This is a genomic window from Rathayibacter sp. AY1E6, assembly GCF_002931115.1.
Taxonomy (GTDB): Bacteria; Actinomycetota; Actinomycetes; order Actinomycetales; family Microbacteriaceae; genus Rathayibacter.
Map to the genome: position 1 here is coordinate 169,587 of NZ_PSVK01000003.1, position 19,233 is coordinate 188,819.

The following is a 19,233-nucleotide window of genomic DNA, read 5'->3' on the forward strand; positions in this document are numbered from 1 at the left end:
GCCGAGCACAGGCCGGTCAGGGCACGAAGCGGTAGCCCATGCCCGCCTCGGTCAGCAGGTGGCGCGGATGCGCGGGGTCGGGCTCGAGCTTCTTGCGCAGCTGCGCGAGGTAGAGGCGCAGGTAGCCGGTGTCGGTGACGTGCGCGGGGCCCCAGATCTCGGCCAGCAGCGAGCGGCGGGTGACCAGCTTGCCGGCGTTGCGGATGAGGATCTCGAGCACCTGCCACTCCGTCGGAGTCAGCCGCACGGAGACGCCGTCCCGCGTCGCGCTCTTGGCCACCAGGTCCACGGTCACCTCGCCGATCACGACCAGCGGCTCGCCGTCCGCCGGCTGCACCCGCCGAGAGAGGGCTCGGATGCGCGCGAGCACCTCGTCCATCGAGAACGGCTTGGTCACGTAGTCGTCCGCGCCGGCGTCGAGCGCGCCCACCTTGTCGGCCGCGCCCGTCCGCCCCGACACCACCAGGATCGGCGCGCTCGTCCAGCCGCGCAGTCCGTGGATGACCTCGACCCCGTCGAGCCGGGGCATGCCGAGGTCGATCATGTAGAGGTCCGGATGCTCGTCCACCGCGCGGTTGATCGCCTCGGTGCCGTCGCCGGCCGTCACCACGTCGTATCCGCGGGCGGTGAGGGTGATGCGCAGGGCGCGCAGGATCTGCGGGTCGTCGTCGGCGATCAGGATCTTCATGCGGCTCCTCCGGAGTCCTCGTGCGGAGCGGTGCCCGACCCGCCGTCGTGCGGGGCGGCAGGAGCGACGTGAGCCGCAGGAGCAGCGCCAGCAGTCTCCGGCGCCAGCGGCAGCGTCACCACCATCGTCAGCCCGCCCCCCGGAGTGTCCTCCGTCTCGAGCGTGCCGCCCATCCCCTCCGTGAACCCCTTCGACAGCGCGAGGCCGAGGCCCAGGCCCGTGAGGTTGTCGTCGTCGCCGAGCCGCTGGAACGGCACGAAGATCTCGGCGCGCCGCTCCTCGGGCACCCCGGGGCCGTGGTCGACGATCCGCAGCTGCGCGCTCCCGCCGAAGGCGCTGGCGGCCACGCGCACCCGGGTGCCGGACGGCGCGTAGCGGACGGCGTTCGCGAGCAGGTTGACCACGACGCGCTGCAGCAGAACCGCGTCGGCGAGCAGCGCCGGGCCCTCCGGATCGAGGTCGAGGTCGACCTCGCCGGGACCGAGCCCGAGCTCGTCGAGCGCGGGGAGCACCACGTCGGCGGCGTCGAGCGGGGCGAGCGCCACGGCGAGCGCCCCCGCCTCCAGCCGCGTCACGTCGAGCAGGTCGGTGACCAGCGCGGCCAGCACGGTGAGGCTCTCGTCGGCGGTGGCGAGCAGCTCCTCCCGGTCGCGCTCGCTCCAGACCACCTCGGGCGAGCGCAGTCCGCTGACGGCCGCGGTGGCCGCGGCGAGGGGCCGGCGCAGATCGTGGCTGACGGCCGACAGCAGGGCGCTGCGCACCCGGTCGGTCTCGGCCAGCGGAGCGAGGGAGCTGGCCGTCTCGCTGAGGGCCGCGTTCTCGAGCACCGAGTCCAGCTGGGCGGCGACGACCTGGAGCAGCCGCCGCTCGCTCCCCTCCAGCTCGCGGCCGTGCAGCTCGAGCACCGCGCCCTCGCCCACCGCGATGCGCGCGGGATCGCCCTCCGGCTGCGGCTCGCCGTCGGCCGCGACGAGCTCGCCGCCGCGCAGCAGCCGCACGCCGGTCAGCCCGAACGCCTCGCGCGAGCGCTCGAGGATCGCCTGCAGCGCCCCCTGCCCGCGGATCACGCCGCCCGCGATCGTCGCCAGCAGCTCCGACTCCGCCCCCGACCGCTTGGCGGCCCGCGCCCGCCGGGCCGCGCGGTCGACCACGGCGCTGACGAGCGCCGCGTTCAGCACGTAGAGCACCAGCGCCAGCGCGTGCAGAGGCTCGTCGACGGTGATCGTGTAGAGCGGATCGACGAAGAAGAAGTCGAGGGTCAGCCCCGAGAGCACGGCCGCGAAGAGGGCCGGCCAGAGCCCGCCGACCAGCGCGACCACCACCACCAGCAGCTGGTACGAGAGCACGTCGCTCGTGATCGACTCGTCGCTGCGGAGGCTCGAGAGCAGCCAGGTCACCAGCGGGCCGCCCACGAGGGCGAGGGCCAGTCCCAGGAGGCGGCGCCGCAGCGTCAGGGCCCCGTCGAGCCTCGGCAGCACCGCGGTGCGCCCGGCGGCGGAGTGGCTGACGATGTGCACGTCGATGTTGCCGGACTCGCGGATCACCGTCGACGCCGTGCCGGGCGTCAGCGCCGAGGCGAGACGGCCCCGCCTACTCACGCCGATCACCAGCTGCGTCGCGTTCACCGAGCGGGCGAACTCGACCAGCGTCCGCGGCACGTCCTCGCCGACCACCTGGTGGTAGCTGCCGCCGAGCTTCTCGACCAGCACCCGCTGCGCCTCGAGCACGTGCGGCCGGGGAGTGCGGAGGCCGTCGGGGGTCACCACGTGCACGGCGAGCAGGTCGCCCCCGGAGGCGCGGGCCGCGATCCGCGCGCCGCGCCGCAGCAGGGTCTCCCCCTCCGGCCCGCCGGTGAGGGTCACGACCACGCGCTCGCGCGCCTCCCAGGTGCTGTCGATGCCGTGCTCGACGCGGTAGTCGCGCAGCGCGCTGTCGACCTCGTCGGCGAGCCAGAGCAGCGCGAGCTCGCGCAGGGCCGTCAGGTTGCCGAGCCGGAAGTAGTTGGACAGCGCCGCGTCGATGCGCTCGGGCGGGTAGACCCGGCCGTCGGCGAGGCGGTCGCGCAGCGCCTGGGGCGCCAGGTCGACGACCTCGATCTGATCGGCGGCGCGGAGGACCGCGTCCGGGATCGTCTCGCGCTGCGGCGCTCCGGTGATCGCGTGCACCACGTCGTTGAGCGACTCGATGTGCTGGATGTTCACGGTCGAGAAGACGGTGATGCCGGCGTCGAGGAGCGTCCTGACGTCCTCCCAGCGCTTCTCGTGCCGGGAGCCGGGGGCGTTGGTGTGCGCGAGCTCGTCGACCAGCGCGACGTCGGGCCGGCGGGCGAGCACCGCGTCGAGGTCCATCTCGTCGAGCAGCACGCCGCGGTGCTCGACGGCCCTCCTCGGCACGACCTCCAGCCCCTCGACCATCGCGGCGGTGGCGGAGCGGCCGTGCGTCTCGACCACGGCCACCACGACGTCGCGGCCCTCGGCGGCGAGCCGGCGGCCCTCCTCGAGCATCGTGTAGGTCTTGCCCACTCCGGGCGCGGCTCCGAGGAGCACGCGCAGGCGGCCCTTCGTCATGCTCCCGGCCTCCCCTCGTGCTCGCGGCTCCGGGGCGTCCCGGGCTCGCGGGACCGGCGTCGATCCGCTCGATCGGACGGTCCCGACGAGCCGATCGCGATTCTACGAGCCGGAGGCGCCACCGGAGCGGTCACAGCCGCGCGAGAGCGGCGTTGAGCTCGAGCACGTCCACCGTCGGCTCGCCGAGGTACCCGAGCTCGCGGCCCGCGGTGTGCTCCTCGACCAGCGCGCGCACGGCGCTCACGTCGAGCCCGCGGGCGGCGGCGACGCGGGGCGCCTGCAGCTGCGCGTAGGCGGGGCTGATCGCGGGGTCGAGCCCCGAGGCGGAGGCGGTCAGCGCATCGGCCGGCACCGCGGCCGGGTCGACGCCCTCGAAGGCGGCGATCGCGGCCCGGCGCTCCTCGACGGACGCGACCAGGTCGGCGTTCTCGGGGCCGAGGTTGCTGCCGGTCGAGGCCGCGGCGTCGTAGCCCGCGGCGGAGGGACGCGACTGGAACCACTCCGGCAGGGGCGCTCCGTCGGCGTCCGTGAACGACTGGCCGATCAGCGACGAGCCGATCACCGCGCCGTCCTGGCGCAGCAGCGAGCCGTTCGCCTGGGCGGGCAGGGCGAGCTGCCCGATCCCGAGCACCGCGAGCGGGTACGCCGCTCCCAGCAGCACGGTGAGCACGATCATCGCGCGCAGCGCGACACCGTAGGGACGGAACATGGTCTCTTCTCTCTGTCTTCGGTGGTCGGGACGGGCGGGTCAGAAGCCGGGGATCGCGGCGACGATCAGGTCGACGAGCTTGATCCCGAGGAACGGAGCGATCACTCCGCCCAACCCGTAGACCAGGAGGTTGCGGCTGAGGATGCGCGAGGCGGCGACCGGGCGGTACGCCACTCCGCGCAGCGCGAGCGGGATCAGCACGACGATCACCAGCGCGTTGAACACGATCGCCGAGAGGATCGCCGAGGCCGGCGAGTGCAGCTGCATCACGTTCAGCACCGCGAGCCCGGGGAAGACCCCCGCGAACATCGCCGGGATGATCGCGAAGTACTTCGCCACGTCGTTCGCGATCGAGAACGTGGTGAGCGCGCCGCGGGTGATCAGCAGCTGCTTGCCGATCCGCACGATGTCGATGAGCTTGGTGGGGTCGGAGTCGAGGTCGACCATGTTGCCCGCCTCCTTCGCCGCCGAGGTGCCGGTGTTCATCGCCACGCCCACGTCGGCCTGCGCGAGGGCCGGGGCGTCGTTGGTGCCGTCGCCGGTCATCGCGACCAGCGCGCCGCCCTCCTGCTCGCGCCGGATCAGGGCGAGCTTGTCCTCGGGGGTCGCCTCGGCGAGGTAGTCGTCGACTCCCGCCTCCGCCGCGATCGCCTTCGCGGTCAGCGGGTTGTCACCCGTGATCATCACGGTGCGGATGCCCATCGCGCGCAGCTCCGAGAAGCGCTCGGCGAGCCCGTCCTTCACCACGTCCTTCAGGTGCACGACGCCGAGCAGGCGGGCGCCGTGGGCGTCCTTCACCGCGACGACCAGGGGCGTGCCGCCGCTCTCCGAGACACCGTCGACGAGCACCGTGAGGCGCGCCGCGACCGCGGACGGCAGCGGCCCCTCCTCCTCCACCCAGGCGCGCACGGCCGAGCCGGCGCCCTTGCGGATGGAGGAGCCGTCGGGGAGGTCGAGCCCGCTCATCCGGGTCTGCGCGGTGAACGGCACCACGGCGGCCTGAGCGGGCTCGACGGCGGGGCGGCCCGAGTCGCCCGCGAGGTCGACGATCGACTTCCCCTCGGGCGTCGGGTCGCTGAGCGAGGAGGAGGCGGCCGCGTCGACGAGGGCGGCCTGCGCCACTCCGTCGAGGGGGAGGAACGCCACAGCGCGGCGGTTGCCGTAGGTGATGGTCCCCGTCTTGTCGAGCAGGAGCGTCGTGACGTCGCCCGCCGCCTCCACCGCCCGGCCGGACATCGCGAGCACGTTGCGCTGCACGAGCCGGTCCATGCCGGCGATGCCGATGGCCGAGAGGAGGGCGCCGATGGTGGTCGGGATGAGGCAGACGAGCAGGGCGACCAGCACCGGGACGCTCACGGAGGCTCCCGCGAACGAGGCGATCGGGTTCAGGGTCAGCACGACCACGACGAACACGATCGAGAGGCTCGCCAAGAGGATGTCGAGCGCGATCTCGTTCGGCGTCTTCTGCCGCGACGCGCCCTCGACCAGGCCGATCATCCGGTCGACGAAGGTCTCGCCCGGCCGCGAGGTGATGCGCACCACGATCCGGTCCGAGAGCACTCGCGTGCCGCCCGTCACCGCGCTGCGGTCGCCCCCGCTCTCGCGGACGACCGGCGCCGACTCGCCCGTGATCGCCGACTCGTCGATGGAGGCGATGCCCCAGACGATGTCGCCGTCGCCGGGGACGAGGTCGCCCGCCTCCGCCACGACCACGTCGCCCAGCTGCAGCTCGGCCGAGGAGACCTCGACCAGGCGGGCCGACAGGGCGGAGGGGTCCGCGGGGTCGTAGTCCGTCACGCGCCGGGCCGGAGTGCTGGTGCGGGTGGCGCGCAGGCTCTCGGCCTGCGCCTTGCCGCGGCCCTCGGCCACCGACTCCGCGAGGTTCGCGAACACCACGGTGAGCCAGAGCCAGATCGCGATGCCGGCCGTGAAGGTGCCGGGCACCGTCGATCCGCCCGACTCCTCCGGCCCGCCGAGGAACGGCTCGGCGATCGCCAGCACCGTGGTCAGCGCGGCGCCGACCTCGACGATGAACATCACGGGGTTGCGCCACATCAGGCGCGGATCGAGCTTGCGCAGCGCTCCGGGGAGGGCGGAGGCGAGCTGGCGCGGCCCGAGGGCGGCGCGGGTGGGGCGCGCGGGTTCCGCGGGGGCCTCGGTGAGTGCAGTGGTCATCGGAGTCGCAGTCCTTCCGCCAGGGGGCCCAGCGCGAGTACGGGGAAGTAGGTGAGCGCGGTCACGACGACCGTGACGCCCACGAGGAGGCCGACGAACTGCGGCCGGTGGGTGGGCAGCGTGCCGGCGCTGGAGGGCACCGGCGACTGCGCCGCGAGCGAGCCGGCCAGGGCGAGCACCAGCAGGATCGGGAGGAAGCGGCCGAGGAGCATCGCGACGCCGAGCGCCGTGTTGAGCCAGGGCGTGTTCGCCGTCAGCCCCGCGAACGCCGAGCCGTTGTTGTTGGACGCGGAGGTGAAGGCGTAGAGCACCTCCGAGAGCCCGTGCAGCCCGGGGTTCAGGATCGACGTGCTCTCCACGTCCTCCCGCACCGCCGGGATCGCGAAGCTCAGGGCCGTACCGGCCAGCACGAGCGTCGGCGTCACGAGGATGTAGAGGCTCGCGAGCTTGATCTCGCGCGGGCCGAGCTTCTTGCCCAGGTACTCGGGCGTCCGGCCGACCAGCAGCCCGCCGACGAACACGGCCAGCACCGCGAGCACGAGCATCCCGTAGAGGCCCGAGCCGACGCCGCCGGGGGCGACCTCGCCGAGCATCATGTTGAGCATCGGCAGCATGCCGCCGAGCGCAGTGAAGGAGTCGTGCATCGCGTTGACGGCGCCGGTCGAGGTGAGCGTCGAGGCGGTCGCGTAGAGGGCGGAGCCGGCGATGCCGAAGCGCGTCTCCTTGCCCTCCATCGCGGCTCCGGCGGCCTGCGCCGCGGATCCGCCGCCCGCCGCCTCCAGCGCGGTGAGGGCCGCGAGCGACACGACGAAGATCGTCGCCATCGCCGCGAGGATCGCGCGCCCCTGCCGCACGTCGCCGACCATCCGGCCGAAGGTGCGCGGCAGCGAGAACGGGATCGCGAGGATCAGCACGATCTGCAGCAGCGACACCCACGCCGAGGGGTTCTCGAACGGATGCGCGGAGTTGGCGTTGAAATAGCCGCCGCCGTTGGTGCCGAGCAGCTTGATCGCCTCCTGCGAGGCCACCGCGCCGCCCGGGATGCTCTGCTCGCCGCCGGTGAGCGTGGTCACCGTCAGCGGGCCGTTCAGGTTCTGGATCACGCCGCCCGCGATCATCACCACCGCCGCCACCACCGCGAGGGGCAGCAGGAGGCGCAGCGTGCCGCGCACGAGGTCGACCCAGAAGTTGCCGAGCGTTCCGGAGGAGCGGCGCGCGAATCCGCGGATCAGCGCCACCGCCACGGCCAGGCCCACGGCCGCCGAGACGAAGTTCTGCACGGCGAGGCCGCCGAGCTGCACCGCGAAGCCGAGGGTCGCCTCCGGGGAGTAGGACTGCCAGTTGGTGTTGGTGACGAACGAGACGGCGGTGTTGAACGCCAGCCCCTCCGGCACCGCGGGCAGGCCGAGGGAGCCGGGCAGGACCGCCTGGAGGCGCTGCATCCCGTAGAGCAGGAGCACGCCGACGAGCGAGAAGGCCAGCACGGCCCGGAGGTAGGCGCGCCAGCTCTGCTCGCCCGCGGAGTCGACGCCGATGAGGCGGTAGACGCCGCGCTCGAGGGCGAGGTCGCGCGTCGAGGTGTAGACGCGGAACATGTGGTCGCCGAGGGGGCGGTGGAGGAGGGCGACGGCCAGGCCGACGGTCGCGACCTGGAGGACGGCGAGGAGCGGATCCATCAGAAGCGCTCCGGTCGGATCAGGGCCGCGACGAGGTAGACGACGGCGGCGAGCGCCAGCACGGCCGCGAGGGCGTCGAAGACGATCACCGGCCCGCCTCCTTCTCGCGGGTCCCGCGGGTCGCCGAGGGGGGCGGTCCGCCCAGCCGCTCGACCCCCTTCGCGGCGAGAGCGATGAGCGAGAAGAGGGCGAGCACGCCGAGGAGGTAGGCGAGGTCGAGCACGGAGGACTCCATCCGGGGAGCGGACGACGCCCGGGACCGGACGCCTGCCGGGAAGCGGCACAGGAAGCGATGCAACACCTCGCGGGGGCCCGTCGGAGCGGTCCTCACGGTTCCCCTACGGCCCGGCCCGGAGTCCTCGCGTTTCCCTCACGCGGACGGCGGCGGGCGCCCGGCGGAGGGGCGCGAGCCGGGCGGGAGCCGAGCGGTGAGAGCGTTCTCTCCCAGCAACGACGGGGGTCGACGTCCCGAAGATCACATTTCGGCATCGCCTGGACAAATTCGCCGCCCGCGCTTTACTCCCCCCGATCGAAAGAATATGTTCTCTCCGTGGACAAAGCCCCTCGGGGCTCTCCCGCCCTCCCGGGCGACGACACGACGACGTGCGCCACACGTGCACGCCTCTTGTCGTCCTCTCCCTCGGACACTGCTTTCAGAGAGGAATGCACTCCATGAAGTTCTCCCGCGGCATCACCACGCTGGCCGCCGCCGGCATCATCTCCCTCGGCCTCGCGGCCTGTTCCGCGAGCCCCGCCAACTCCGGAGGCGCCGCTGCCGGCGCCGGCGCGGAAGGCGACTGCACCGTCGGCATCTCGATGCCCACGCGCAGCCTCGAGCGCTGGATCAACGACGGCGAAGGCCTCCAGTCGCAGCTCGAGGGCGACGGCTGCACCGTCGACCTCCAGTACGCGGACAACAAGACCGATCAGCAGATCTCGCAGATCCAGAACCAGATCGCCGGCGGCTCCAAGATCCTGGTCATCGCCGCGATCGACGGCGAGGCCCTCGCGCCCGTCCTCGCCGAGGCGAAGAAGCAGAACGCCACCGTCATCGCCTACGACCGTCTCATCAACGGCACCGCGGACGTCGACTACTACGCGACCTTCGACAACTACAAGGTCGGCCAGCTCCAGGGCCAGTACATCGAGTCGACCCTCGACCTGAAGAACGCCGCGGGTCCCTTCACCCTCGAGCCCTTCGCCGGCAGCCCCGACGACAACAACGCGAAGTTCTTCTTCTCCGGCGCGTGGGACGTCCTGCAGCCCTACATCGAGAGCGGCAAGCTCACCGTCCCCTCGGGCAAGTCGCCCGCGTCGGACGACGACTGGGCCTCGATCGGCATCCAGGGCTGGGCCTCCGACAAGGCGCAGTCCGAGATGGACAACCGCCTCTCGTCCTTCTACACCGGCGGCCAGAAGGTCGACGTCGTGCTCTCCCCCAACGACAGCCTGGCCATCGGCATCGAGGCCTCGCTGAAGTCGGCCGGCTACACCCCCGGCGCCGACTACCCGGTCATCACCGGCCAGGACGCCGACAAGGCCAACGTCAAGGCGATCCTCGCCGACGAGCAGTCCATGACGGTCTGGAAGGACACCCGCACCCTCGGCGACCGCGTCTTCCAGATGGTGCAGTCGATCGTCGCGGGCGAGGAGCCCGAGGTCAACGACACCGAGACCTACGACAACGGCGAGAAGGTCGTCCCGTCCTACCTGCTGGAGCCGCAGGTCGTCACGAAGGACGACGTGCAGTCGGTCCTCGTCGACTCCGGCTTCCTCAAGGCCGGCGACGTCGGACTCTGATCCGTCGGGCGGGGGCGGGGAGGAGCGATCCTCCCCGCCCCCGCCTCCCCGTCCGCACACCACTCCCCCCCCAACGAAGTGAGGCCCTGTTGGCCAGTCCCATCCTCATCATGCGCGACATCGTCAAGGAGTTCGGCGGCGGCGTCCGCGCCCTCGACGGCGTCTCGCTCTCGGTCCAGCCCGGCGAGGTCCACGCCATCTGCGGCGAGAACGGCGCCGGCAAGTCGACCCTGATGAAAGTCCTCTCCGGCGTGTACCCGTACGGCAGCTTCGAGGGCACCATCGAGTTCGAGGGCGAGGAGGCGCAGTACCGGGCGATCAACGACAGCGAGGCCGACGGCATCGTGATCATCCACCAGGAGCTCGCCCTCAGCCCCTACCTCTCCATCGCCGAGAACATCTTCCTCGGCAACGAGAAGTCGACCCTCGGCGTCATCAACTGGAACGCGACCAACGCGGAGGCGGCCAAGCTGCTCGCCCGCGTCGGCCTCGCCGAGAGCCCCGCGACCAAGATCCTCGAGCTGGGCGTCGGCAAGCAGCAGCTCGTCGAGATCGCCAAGGCCCTCGCCAAGGAGGTGAAGCTCCTCATCCTCGACGAGCCCACCGCCGCCCTCAACGACGAGGACAGCGACCACCTGCTCGGCCTGATCGACCAGCTCCGCAAGCAGGGCATCACCTGCATCATCATCAGCCACAAGCTGAAGGAGATCCGCGCCATCGCGGACACCGTCACGATCATCCGCGACGGTCGCACCATCGAGAGCTTCCCGATGGCCGGCGAGGAGGCGTCCGAGAGCCGGATCATCCGCGCGATGGTCGGCCGCGACCTCAACAGCATGTTCCCGCCGCGCGACCCGCAGATCGGCGAGGAGAAGCTGCGCGTCGAGAACTGGACGGTCCACCACCCCGTCGACATCAATCGCGTGGTCGTCGACGACGCCTCCTTCACCGTCCGCGCCGGCGAGATCGTCGGCTTCGCGGGCCTGATGGGCGCCGGACGCACCGAGCTCGCGATGAGCATCTTCGGGAGGAGCTACGGCACCGGCATCTCCGGCCGCGTCTACAAGGACGGCAAGGAGATCCAGACCCGCACCGTCGACGAGGCGATCCGCAACGGCCTCGCCTACGCGACCGAGGACCGCAAGCGCTACGGGCTCAACCTCATCGGCGACATCACCGTCAACGTCTCGGCCGCCGCGCTCTCGCGCCTGGCCCGGCTCGGCGTGATCGACAAGCACCGCGAGTACAAGGTCGCCGACTCGTACCGATCGAAGATGAACATCAAGGCGCCGACCGTCTCGGCCGTCACGGGGAAGCTCTCCGGCGGCAACCAGCAGAAGGTCGTCCTCTCGAAGTGGATCTTCTCCGGTCCCGACGTGCTGATCCTCGACGAGCCCACCCGCGGCATCGACGTGGGAGCCAAGTACGAGATCTACGGGATCATCAACGAGCTCGCGGCCCAGGGCAAGGCGGTCGTCGTCATCTCGTCCGAGCTGCCCGAGCTGATCGGCCTCGCCGACCGCATCTACACCATCTCCGAGGGACGGATCACGGGCGAGATCGATCGCGCCGATGCCACCCAGGAGCACCTCATGCACTACATGACCGCCGGAAAGGAACAGGCCCGATGAGCGCCACGACCACCACAGCGCCGGCGGACACGCCCGCCAACACGCCCTCCACCCCGCCCAAGCGCTCGCGCCGGCTGAACATCAACCTCCGGCAGTACGGCATCCTCGCCGCGCTGGCCATCATCATCCTGCTCTTCCAGGTGCTGACCGGCGGGCGCCTGCTCCTGCCCGGCAACGTCAACAACCTGATCCAGCAGAACGCCTATGTGCTGATCCTCGCGATCGGCATGGTGATGGTCATCATCGCCGGCCACATCGACCTCTCGGTCGGCTCGGTCGTGGCGATGGTCGGCGCCATCTCGGCGATCGCGATGAACAACTGGGGCCTGCCCTGGTGGGCGGCCGTCGTCGTCGCCCTCGTCACCGGCGCCGCCGTCGGAGCATGGCAGGGCTTCTGGGTCGCCTTCGTCGGCATACCGGCATTCATCGTGACCCTCGCTGGCATGCTGATCTTCCGCGGCTTCACCCTCGTCCTCCTCACCGGCGGAACGATCAATGGCCTCCCCACCGAGTTCACCGCGATCGGCGCCGGCTGGCTGCCGGGCGTCCTCGGCGGCATCGCCGGCCGCGACGCGCTCACCCTGGTCCTCGGCCTGATCGTCTGCGTCGTCCTCGTGGCCCAGCAGCTCCGCAGCCGCGCGACCCTCCGCCGTCTCGAGCTGCCCCGCGAGCCCATCGGCTCGCTGGTCGCGAAGTCGGCCATCGCCGTCATCGCGATCATGGCCCTCTCCTGGCTGCTCGCCGGCTACAGCGGAACCCCGATCATCCTGATCGTGCTCGCCGTGCTGATCCTCGCCTACAGCTTCGTGCTCGGCCGGACGGTCTTCGGCCGCCACATCTACGCGATGGGCGGCAACCTGTTCGCCGCGATGATGTCCGGCGTCAAGACGAAGTGGGTCAACTTCTTCATCTTCGTCAACATGGGCGCACTGGCCGGAGTCGCGGGCATCGTCAGCACCGCCCGCGCCGGCGGTGCGGTCGCCTCGGCCGGACAGAACTACGAGCTGGACGCGATCGCCGCGGTCTTCATCGGCGGCGCCGCCGTCCAGGGAGGCGTGGGCACCGTCGTCGGAGCCGTCATCGGCGGACTCGTGATGGGCGTGCTCAACATGGGCCTCTCCATCCTCTCGGTCGACGCGGCCTGGCAGATGGCGATCAAGGGCTTCGTGCTCCTGCTCGCGGTGGCGTTCGACATCTTCAACAAGCGCCGCGCCGGCGGCCGCTAGGCGAACGCCGGGCGCCGCCCAGCGGCGCTCCTCGTCCTTCTCTTCTACAGTTCTCGGGCGCGGCTTCTCCTCGGGGGAGCCGCGCCCGAGTGCATCCGAGACCCGTCGGGGTCCAGCGACAGGCAGGCGATCATGGCAGGAGCAGTCGGAGCCTCCAGCAACGCGCTGCTGCGCCGCACGAACCTCGCGAGCCTCGCGACCCTGGTGCACCGCTCCGGTCCCACCAGCCGCGCCGAGCTCGGCCGCCTCACCGGGCTCAACCGCTCCGCCGTCGCGAACCTCGTCGGCGAGCTGAGCGAGCTCGGCTGGGTCGCGGAGGAGACCACCGCGCCCGACGGCCGCATCGGCCGCCCCAGCGCCACCGTCGTCCCCGGCGACCGGTTCGCGGCCGTGGGCGTCCACCTCGACACCGATGCGATCATCGTCGGCCTGGTCGGGCTGCACGGCGAGCTGCTGCGCCGCGTCCGCTTCGACACCCCCAAGCCCGCGAGCCCGGCCACGGTGGTCCGCGTCGTCACCGGCATCGTCGAGGGCTTCCGCTCCGAGCGGGAGTCGCTGCGCACGCTGGTCGGCGCGGGCGTCGCCGTCCCCGGCCTCGTCCAGGCCGACTCCGGCTTCGTCCACCGCGCCCCGCACCTGGGCTGGCGCGACGTCGACCTCGCCACCCAGCTCAGCCGCGCCCTCGACCTCCCGGTCGCCGTCGGCAACGACGCGACCCTCGGCGCCATCGGCGAGTCCCTCTTCGGAGCCGCGCACGGCGTGGCCGACGTGGTCTACGTCACCGGCGGCGCGGGCGGCATCGGCGGAGGAGTCATCATCGGCGGCGTCCCGCTCCAGGGCTCCTCGGGGTTCGCGGCCGAGCTGGGCCACACCCTCGTCGCCACGAACGGCCGCCTCTGCGGCTGCGGCCGGCGCGGCTGCCTGGAGGCCGAGGTCCGGATGCGCTCCCTCCTCGACGTCCTCGGCGCCCGCGTCCTCGACCAGGACGAGCTCGACATCGCCCTGGGCACCTCCCGCGACCCCGCCGTCCTGGGCGAGGTCGCCCGCCAGGTCGACCTGCTCTCGGAGGGCCTGTCCACCTACATCAACCTCTTCAACCCCACCGCGGTCGTGCTCGGCGGCTTCCTCGGCTCGCTGCTCACCGTCGACCGCGAGCGCCTCGCCGCCCGCGTCTCGGCCCGCGCCCTGAGCGACCTCGCGCGCGGCGTGCGGATCGAGCGCGCGGCCCTGCGCTCGAGGCTGGAACTCGTCGGCGCCGCGGAGCTACCCTGGCGGCGGGCGCTGGCGGATCCTGCCGCCGTCACCGGGGGCGCGCAGCCGCCGGGTGGGAGCAGCAGCCGCGAGGACGCCCTGGGCGCCCGCGCCTGACCCCGGCACTCGAGTGCCGGCACCGCGTCGAGGAGGACGAGCATGGCCGACTGGAACGACACCATCATCGAGGAGTTCCGCGCGAACGGCGGGACCGTGACCACGGGCGGCTTCGGGAGGAGCCTCGTGCTGGTGCACCACCGCGGCGCCCGCTCCGGTCAGGAGCGCGTGACTCCGCTGATGGCGCTGCACCCCTCCGACGACGTCTGGCTGCTCGCCGCGTCCGCCGCCGGTGCGCCGAAGCACCCCGCCTGGTTCCACAACATGATCGCCCACCCGGACCTGGCGATCGAGACCCCCGACGACGGCACCGTCGACGTCCGGGCCCGCGTCCTCGCCAGGGAGGAGCGCGACGCCGGCTGGGCACGCTTCACCACCGCCTCCGCCGGCTTCCTCGACTACGAGAAGCGCACCACCCGCACCATCCCCGTCGTGGAGCTCACCCGCCGCTGACCGCGGCTCGTCAGCGCAGCGGCACGGGCACCGTGTCCGGCGTGCTCCAGCGCAGCGCGATCCGCTCGCGGAAGCCGCCGCTGCGCAGCTCCGCCTCGAGCGCGTCGATCACCACGGGGAGCAGCGCGCGCCGCTCGATCAGCAGCTCGAGCACGGGCCGGTCGCCGGAGGTCAGCAGCACCGGGCCCGATCCGGGCAGCACCGCGATCCACTGGCGCTCCCCCACCTGCACGCTCCGGTGCCGGCGGAGGCGTCGGAGCAGCTCGGGCAGCGCCCGCGGATCGAGGGCGGACACGTCGGCACGGAGGGCGATCACCCCGCGAGCGTGCCCGCGCCGGACGACCTCCCGCCGACCTCCCGGTGAACACCGCGCCTCCGCGGGACGCCGTCCGCGAGAACGACACGACAGGAGCCCGCCCCGCGGCGCACCGCACACGGGAACGGGAGAAGCCCCCGACCGGACATCCGATCGGGGGCTTCTCCTCTGGTTCTCTCGAACCCGGTTCTCTCGAACTCCGGTTCTCGTGAACTCTGGTGCGCGAGGGGGGAGTTGAACCCCCACGCCCTTTCGGGCACACGGACCTGAACCGTGCGCGTCTGCCTATTCCGCCACTCGCGCTCACCAGCGGCACCGAAGCGCCGACGAGAAATCGTAGCATCCCCCGGCCCCCGAGCCGAACCGGCGCTCACCGTCCCGGGCCGCCGCTCCCCCGGGAGCCGCCGCCGAGCCGCCCCGGTGAGAGCGCGCACACGGCACTCCTGCCGCGAAACCACTGCGGAGGATCGCGCATCCAGACCATCCCAGTAACATGCCCGTAGCCGTGCGCGGCGCAGACCAAGAAGAGGAAGCGGCGACGGGCGCGCAGACATCTCGATCCGTGCGCGACCGCCGAGAAGGCGAAGAACCGGAAGATCGGAAGACTGTGGGCATACTGGACAACTTCGAGAAGGGACTCGAGCGCGTCGTCAACGGCGCGTTCGCGCGGACCTTCAAGTCGGGTCTGCAGCCGGTCGAGCTCGCCTCCGCCCTCCGCCGGGAGCTCGACACCTCCGCCGCCGTGGTCAGCCGAGACCGCATCCTCGTCCCCAACAGCCTGGTCCTGCGGATGTCCGCGACCGACCTCGACCGGATGCAGCGCCTCGGCGCCACGCTGATCGACGAGCTCACCACGGTCGCCACCGAGCACGCCACCAAGCAGGGCTTCCGCTTCCCCGGCCCGATCGACATCTCCCTCGCCGTCGATCCGGCGCTCAGCGACGGCATGGTCGAGGTCGACTCCCGCAGCGTGAAGGGCACCGTCGCCTACACGCCCGTCCTCGACATCGACGGCCGGCGCCACCCGATCACGAAGGCGCGCACCGTCATCGGCCGCGGCAGCGACGCCGACATCACCGTCGACGACTCGGGCACCTCCCGCAAGCACGTCGAGATCCTCTGGGACGGCTCCCGTGCCCAGGTGCACGACCTCGGGTCCACGAACGGCTCCAAGCTCGACGGCCGGCCCGTCACGCAGGCGCCCCTGGCCCCCGAGCAGACCATCACGATCGGGCGCACCTCGATCGTCTACCGCGTCGTGCAGGGCTCCGCGCCCGCACGCACCGACCGTCCGTCGTCCGGCAGGGCAGCCGGACGCGGCTCCGAGGGATTCTGGGACGACCGGCTATGAGCGAGCTCACTCTCTTCCTGCTGCGCATCGCGTTCCTCGCGCTGCTGTGGTTCTTCGTGTTCGGCATCGTCTACGCGCTGCGCTCCGACCTGTTCGGGCAGCGCGTGCGCAAGCTGCCGCCCGGCGCGCAGGCCGCGTCCCCCGAGGCCCCGTTCGTGACGGCGGCCCAGCCCGTGGTCGCCGCGGCCGCCCCGGCTCCCGCGCCCGCGCAGCCCGCCTCCCCGTCGGCCCCCTCGGCCCGGAGGAGCCGCGAGGCCGCCGCCGAGCGCGCCGAGCAGGGAGGCGCCGCCACGGTCCACACGGCGCAGCGCCTCGTGATCACCTCGGGCCCCAAGCGGGGCACCGAGCTCGAGCTGACCGGCGACCCGCTGACGATCGGCCGCTCCGCGGAGTCGACGCTGGTCATCCGCGACGACTACACCTCGACCCACCACGCGCGCCTTCTCCTCTGGAACGACGAGTGGATGATCCAGGACCTCGACTCCACCAACGGCACCTTCCTCGACGGCCGCCGCGTCGGCGCGCCCACCAAGGTGCCGCTGGACACGCCCGTGAAGGTCGGCACCACCACCTTCGAACTGCGGCGGTCGTAGCGCGTGGCCCCCACTCCGGAGAGCGGCTCCGGCCACGGCGCGGTGCGCGAGAGCGCCGCCGTCTCGCACGTCGGCAGGATCCGCTCCAACAACCAGGACTCCGGCTACGCGGGCCGGCAGCTCTTCGTCGTCGCCGACGGCATGGGCGGTCACGCGGGCGGCGACGTCGCCTCCTCCATCGCGATCAAGCGCATCGCGGAGGCGGACCGCGTCTACGCCTCCACCTACGAGGCCGAGGACGAGCTCAAGCGCACCCTGCTGGCGGCCAACACCCTGCTGGCCGACGCCGTGGTCGACCACCCCGAGCTCACCGGCATGGGCACCACCGTCAGCGCGATCGCCCGCGTCGGCGAGTCGGTGGCGATCGCGCACATCGGCGACTCCCGCATCTACGTCCTCCGCGACGGCCGGCTCGAGCAGGTCACGACGGACCACACCTTCGTGCAGCGCCTCGTGGACTCCGGCCGCATCACGGAGGAGGAGGCGATGACGCATCCGCGCCGCTCCGTCCTGATGCGGGTCCTCGGCGACGTGCACACCAACCCCGAGATCGACACGCTCACGCTCGAGACCGAGCCGCACGACCGCTGGCTGATCTGCTCCGACGGCCTCTCCGGCGTCGTCCCGCACGACGAGATCCTCAAGGAGCTCAGCCGCGACGAGACCGCCCAGCAGGTGGCCGACCGCCTGATCCGCGACAGCCTCTCGCACGGCGCCCCGGACAACGTCACCGTCGTCGTCCTCGACATCCCCGGCGCGGGCGACACCGCGCGCATCCTCGCCCCCGTGGAGGAGCCGGTGGTCGTCGGATCGGCCGCCGCGCCCACGCCCTTCAGCACCGACGACTCGCAGAACCGCGTCCGGATCCCCGGCCTCCGCCTGCACACCCGGGCTCCCGCCGCGCAGGGCCCCACCCACTTCGAGCCCGCGTCCGAGGACTACCTCGACGAGCTGATCGAGGAGGACCGCCGCCGGCACCTGCGCCGCCGCATCACCTGGCTCGTCGGCCTGTCCCTCGTGCTCATCATCGGATTCCTCGGGATCCTCTTCGCCTACGACTGGACGCAGTCGCGCTTCTACGTCGGCACCGACGGGGACACCGTGATCATCTACCAGGGCATCCAGCAGTCGGTCGGCCCGCTCTCGCTCTCGGAGGTGAAGGAGGACACGGGCATCCCGCTCGACTCCCTCCGCGCCTACGACGTCGAGCAGCTGGAGCAGACGATCAGCGCCGACTCCTACGCCGGCGCAGTCGACATCGTCGAGCGCCTCACGGACGCGAACGGAGCACCATGACGGACGCCGCCACGGCCACCGCCCGCCCCGCCCCCGAGCGGCAGGGCTTCTTCCGCCAGAAGCTGCGCAATCTCGAGCTCCTGCTCCTGATCGGCGCATGCCTCATCGATGCCGGCGCGATCGTGCTCGTGCAGCTCGGCGCCCTCGGCTCGATCGACACCACGCTGGTCTCGCTGGGCGCCGGCCTCTCGGCGCTCGTGCTCGCCGTGCACGTCGTGCTGCGCTTCGCAGCCCCGGCGGCCGACCCCTTCCTCCTCCCGATCGCCACCGTGCTGAACGGCCTGGGCGTCGCCGAGATCTACCGGATCGACATCGCCGACGGCGCGACCGGCTGGGAGTCGGTGGCGGTGCGGCAGATCTTCTGGAGCGCCCTGGCCGTCGTCGCGGCGATCGTGGTGCTGCTGGTCATCCGCAACCACCGCGTGCTGTTCCGCTACACCTACGTCGCCGGGTTCGCGGCGATCGTGCTGCTCCTGCTGCCGCTCCTGCCCTTCATCGGCCGCGAGGTCAGCGGCGCGCGCGTCTGGATCGGGATCGGCGACGTGGCGAGCTTCCAGCCCGGCGAGATCGCCAAGATCGCCCTCGCGGTCTTCTTCGCCGGCTACCTCGTGCGCAACCGCGACTCCCTCTCGATGGTGGGCCGCACCGTCCTCGGGATGCGCTTCCCGCGCCTGCGCGACCTCGGCCCGATCCTGGTGGTCTGGGCGGTCACGATGGGCGTCATCGTCTTCCAGCGCGACCTGGGGACGGCTCTGCTCTACTTCGGCCTGTTCCTGGTCATGCTCTACGTCGCGACCGGGCGCACCAGCTGGGTCCTCATCGGCGTCGGCCTGTTCCTCGGCGGCGCGCTGCTGGCGAGCCAGACGCTCGACTACGTGGGCAACCGCTTCGCCAACTGGCTCGAGCCCTTCAGCGCCGAGCGCTACGGGGCGGATCCGGGCGGCAGCTACCAGCTCGTGCAGGGCCTCTTCGGCCTCGCGCACGGCGGGCTGCTCGGCACGGGCCTCGGCCAGGGGATGCCGGATCTCACGCCGGTCCCGCAGTCCGACTACATCATCGCCAGCCTCGGCGAGGAGCTGGGCCTCGCCGGGCTCTTCGCGATCTTCGGCCTCTACCTCCTGCTGGTCTCGCGCGGGTTCCGCATCGGCTTCGCCGGGCAGGACGACTTCGGGCGCCTCCTGGGAGTCGGCCTCTCGTTCGTGATCGCCCTGCAGTGCTTCATCGTCATCGGAGGCGTCACCCGTGTCATCCCGCTGACCGGCCTGACCACGCCGTTCCTCGCCGCCGGCGGCTCCTCCCTCGTGGCGAACTGGATGATCGTGGCGGTGCTGCTGCGCCTGTCCGACACAGTCCGCAGTCAGCCTCGTCTGGTGGTGTGATCCGT

17 protein-coding genes and 1 tRNA gene are annotated in these 19,233 nt (G+C 72.0%); 9 read left to right on the forward strand and 9 right to left on the reverse strand.

Annotated features, from left to right (window positions below):
- Positions 1–16: 16 nt before the first annotated feature.
- The 7 genes from C5C46_RS04295 to C5C46_RS16760 all read right to left on the reverse strand — a co-directional run bounded on the left by C5C46_RS04295 (position 17) and on the right by C5C46_RS16760 (position 8,050).
- The gene (locus C5C46_RS04295) at positions 17–688 is read right to left on the reverse strand and encodes a response regulator (protein ID WP_104222647.1); all 672 of its coding nucleotides are present in this window, start codon (positions 686–688) and stop codon (positions 17–19) included.
- A complete protein-coding gene (locus tag C5C46_RS04300) occupies positions 685–3,255 on the reverse strand; it encodes an ATP-binding protein (RefSeq protein ID WP_104225769.1) in 2,571 nt (856 codons plus the stop codon). Before C5C46_RS04300 ends, C5C46_RS04295 begins: the two co-directional genes overlap by 4 nt.
- A 130-nt stretch (positions 3,256–3,385) precedes the next feature.
- Entirely contained in the window at positions 3,386–3,964 is a 579-nt protein-coding gene (kdpC, locus tag C5C46_RS04305; RefSeq protein WP_104225770.1) for a K(+)-transporting ATPase subunit C, read from the reverse strand.
- A 39-nt stretch (positions 3,965–4,003) separates the two neighbouring features.
- Positions 4,004–6,139, reverse strand: coding sequence for a potassium-transporting ATPase subunit KdpB (gene kdpB, locus C5C46_RS04310; protein ID WP_104225771.1), 2,136 nt, complete (start codon positions 6,137–6,139; stop codon positions 4,004–4,006).
- Positions 6,136–7,815 carry a potassium-transporting ATPase subunit KdpA gene (gene kdpA / locus C5C46_RS04315; protein ID WP_104222651.1) on the reverse strand — a complete coding sequence of 560 codons (1,680 nt, stop codon included), beginning with the start codon at positions 7,813–7,815 and terminating at the stop codon, positions 6,136–6,138. The genes kdpB and kdpA overlap by 4 nt, the downstream gene beginning before the upstream one ends.
- Positions 7,815–7,904, reverse strand: coding sequence for a K(+)-transporting ATPase subunit F (gene kdpF / locus C5C46_RS04320; RefSeq protein WP_068209492.1), 90 nt, complete (start codon positions 7,902–7,904; stop codon positions 7,815–7,817). The genes kdpA and kdpF overlap by 1 nt, the downstream gene beginning before the upstream one ends.
- Positions 7,901–8,050, reverse strand: coding sequence for a hypothetical protein (locus C5C46_RS16760; protein WP_167299012.1), 150 nt, complete (start codon positions 8,048–8,050; stop codon positions 7,901–7,903). Before C5C46_RS16760 ends, kdpF begins: the two co-directional genes overlap by 4 nt.
- A gap of 437 nt (positions 8,051–8,487) precedes the next feature.
- On the opposite strand from C5C46_RS16760, the gene chvE reads away from it, so the two are divergent.
- The 5 genes from chvE to C5C46_RS04345 all read left to right on the forward strand — a co-directional run bounded on the left by chvE (position 8,488) and on the right by C5C46_RS04345 (position 14,293).
- Entirely contained in the window at positions 8,488–9,615 is a 1,128-nt protein-coding gene (gene chvE, locus C5C46_RS04325) for a multiple monosaccharide ABC transporter substrate-binding protein (RefSeq protein WP_374952918.1), read from the forward strand.
- Between the two features lie 110 nt (positions 9,616–9,725).
- Entirely contained in the window at positions 9,726–11,246 is a 1,521-nt protein-coding gene (mmsA, locus tag C5C46_RS04330) for a multiple monosaccharide ABC transporter ATP-binding protein (protein ID WP_104225772.1), read from the forward strand.
- Positions 11,243–12,472 (forward strand): multiple monosaccharide ABC transporter permease, encoded by a 1,230-nt coding sequence (gene mmsB, locus C5C46_RS04335; protein WP_104222654.1) that lies wholly within the window; start codon positions 11,243–11,245, stop codon positions 12,470–12,472. The genes mmsA and mmsB overlap by 4 nt, the downstream gene beginning before the upstream one ends.
- A gap of 132 nt (positions 12,473–12,604) precedes the next feature.
- The gene (locus C5C46_RS04340; protein WP_104222655.1) at positions 12,605–13,840 is read left to right on the forward strand and encodes an ROK family transcriptional regulator; all 1,236 of its coding nucleotides are present in this window, start codon (positions 12,605–12,607) and stop codon (positions 13,838–13,840) included.
- A 42-nt stretch (positions 13,841–13,882) separates the two neighbouring features.
- On the forward strand, positions 13,883–14,293 hold the full coding sequence (locus tag C5C46_RS04345; RefSeq protein WP_104225773.1) for a nitroreductase/quinone reductase family protein: 411 nt from the start codon (positions 13,883–13,885) through the stop codon (positions 14,291–14,293).
- A 10-nt stretch (positions 14,294–14,303) separates the two neighbouring features.
- On the opposite strand, the gene C5C46_RS04350 is transcribed toward C5C46_RS04345, so the two are convergent.
- Together C5C46_RS04350 and C5C46_RS04355 are read right to left on the reverse strand one after the other, a co-directional pair.
- Positions 14,304–14,609, reverse strand: coding sequence for a hypothetical protein (locus tag C5C46_RS04350; RefSeq protein ID WP_104225774.1), 306 nt, complete (start codon positions 14,607–14,609; stop codon positions 14,304–14,306).
- Positions 14,610–14,825: 216 nt separating this feature from the next.
- Positions 14,826–14,912, reverse strand: a tRNA-Leu gene (locus tag C5C46_RS04355).
- A 304-nt stretch (positions 14,913–15,216) separates the two neighbouring features.
- Between C5C46_RS04355 and C5C46_RS04360 the strand changes: the two genes are divergently transcribed.
- Genes C5C46_RS04360 through C5C46_RS04375 form a run of 4 tightly spaced genes read left to right on the forward strand, consistent with a single transcriptional unit; the run spans position 15,217 to position 19,228 of the window.
- On the forward strand, positions 15,217–15,960 hold the full coding sequence (locus tag C5C46_RS04360) for a DUF3662 and FHA domain-containing protein (RefSeq protein ID WP_104225775.1): 744 nt from the start codon (positions 15,217–15,219) through the stop codon (positions 15,958–15,960).
- A complete protein-coding gene (locus C5C46_RS04365) occupies positions 15,957–16,553 on the forward strand; it encodes an FHA domain-containing protein (protein ID WP_104225776.1) in 597 nt (198 codons plus the stop codon). The genes C5C46_RS04360 and C5C46_RS04365 overlap by 4 nt, the downstream gene beginning before the upstream one ends.
- Before the next feature lie 3 nt (positions 16,554–16,556).
- On the forward strand, positions 16,557–17,849 hold the full coding sequence (locus tag C5C46_RS04370) for a Stp1/IreP family PP2C-type Ser/Thr phosphatase (protein WP_244229533.1): 1,293 nt from the start codon (positions 16,557–16,559) through the stop codon (positions 17,847–17,849).
- A complete protein-coding gene (locus C5C46_RS04375; protein WP_104225777.1) occupies positions 17,846–19,228 on the forward strand; it encodes an FtsW/RodA/SpoVE family cell cycle protein in 1,383 nt (460 codons plus the stop codon). Before C5C46_RS04370 ends, C5C46_RS04375 begins: the two co-directional genes overlap by 4 nt.
- The last annotated feature ends 5 nt before the right edge of the window (positions 19,229–19,233 follow it).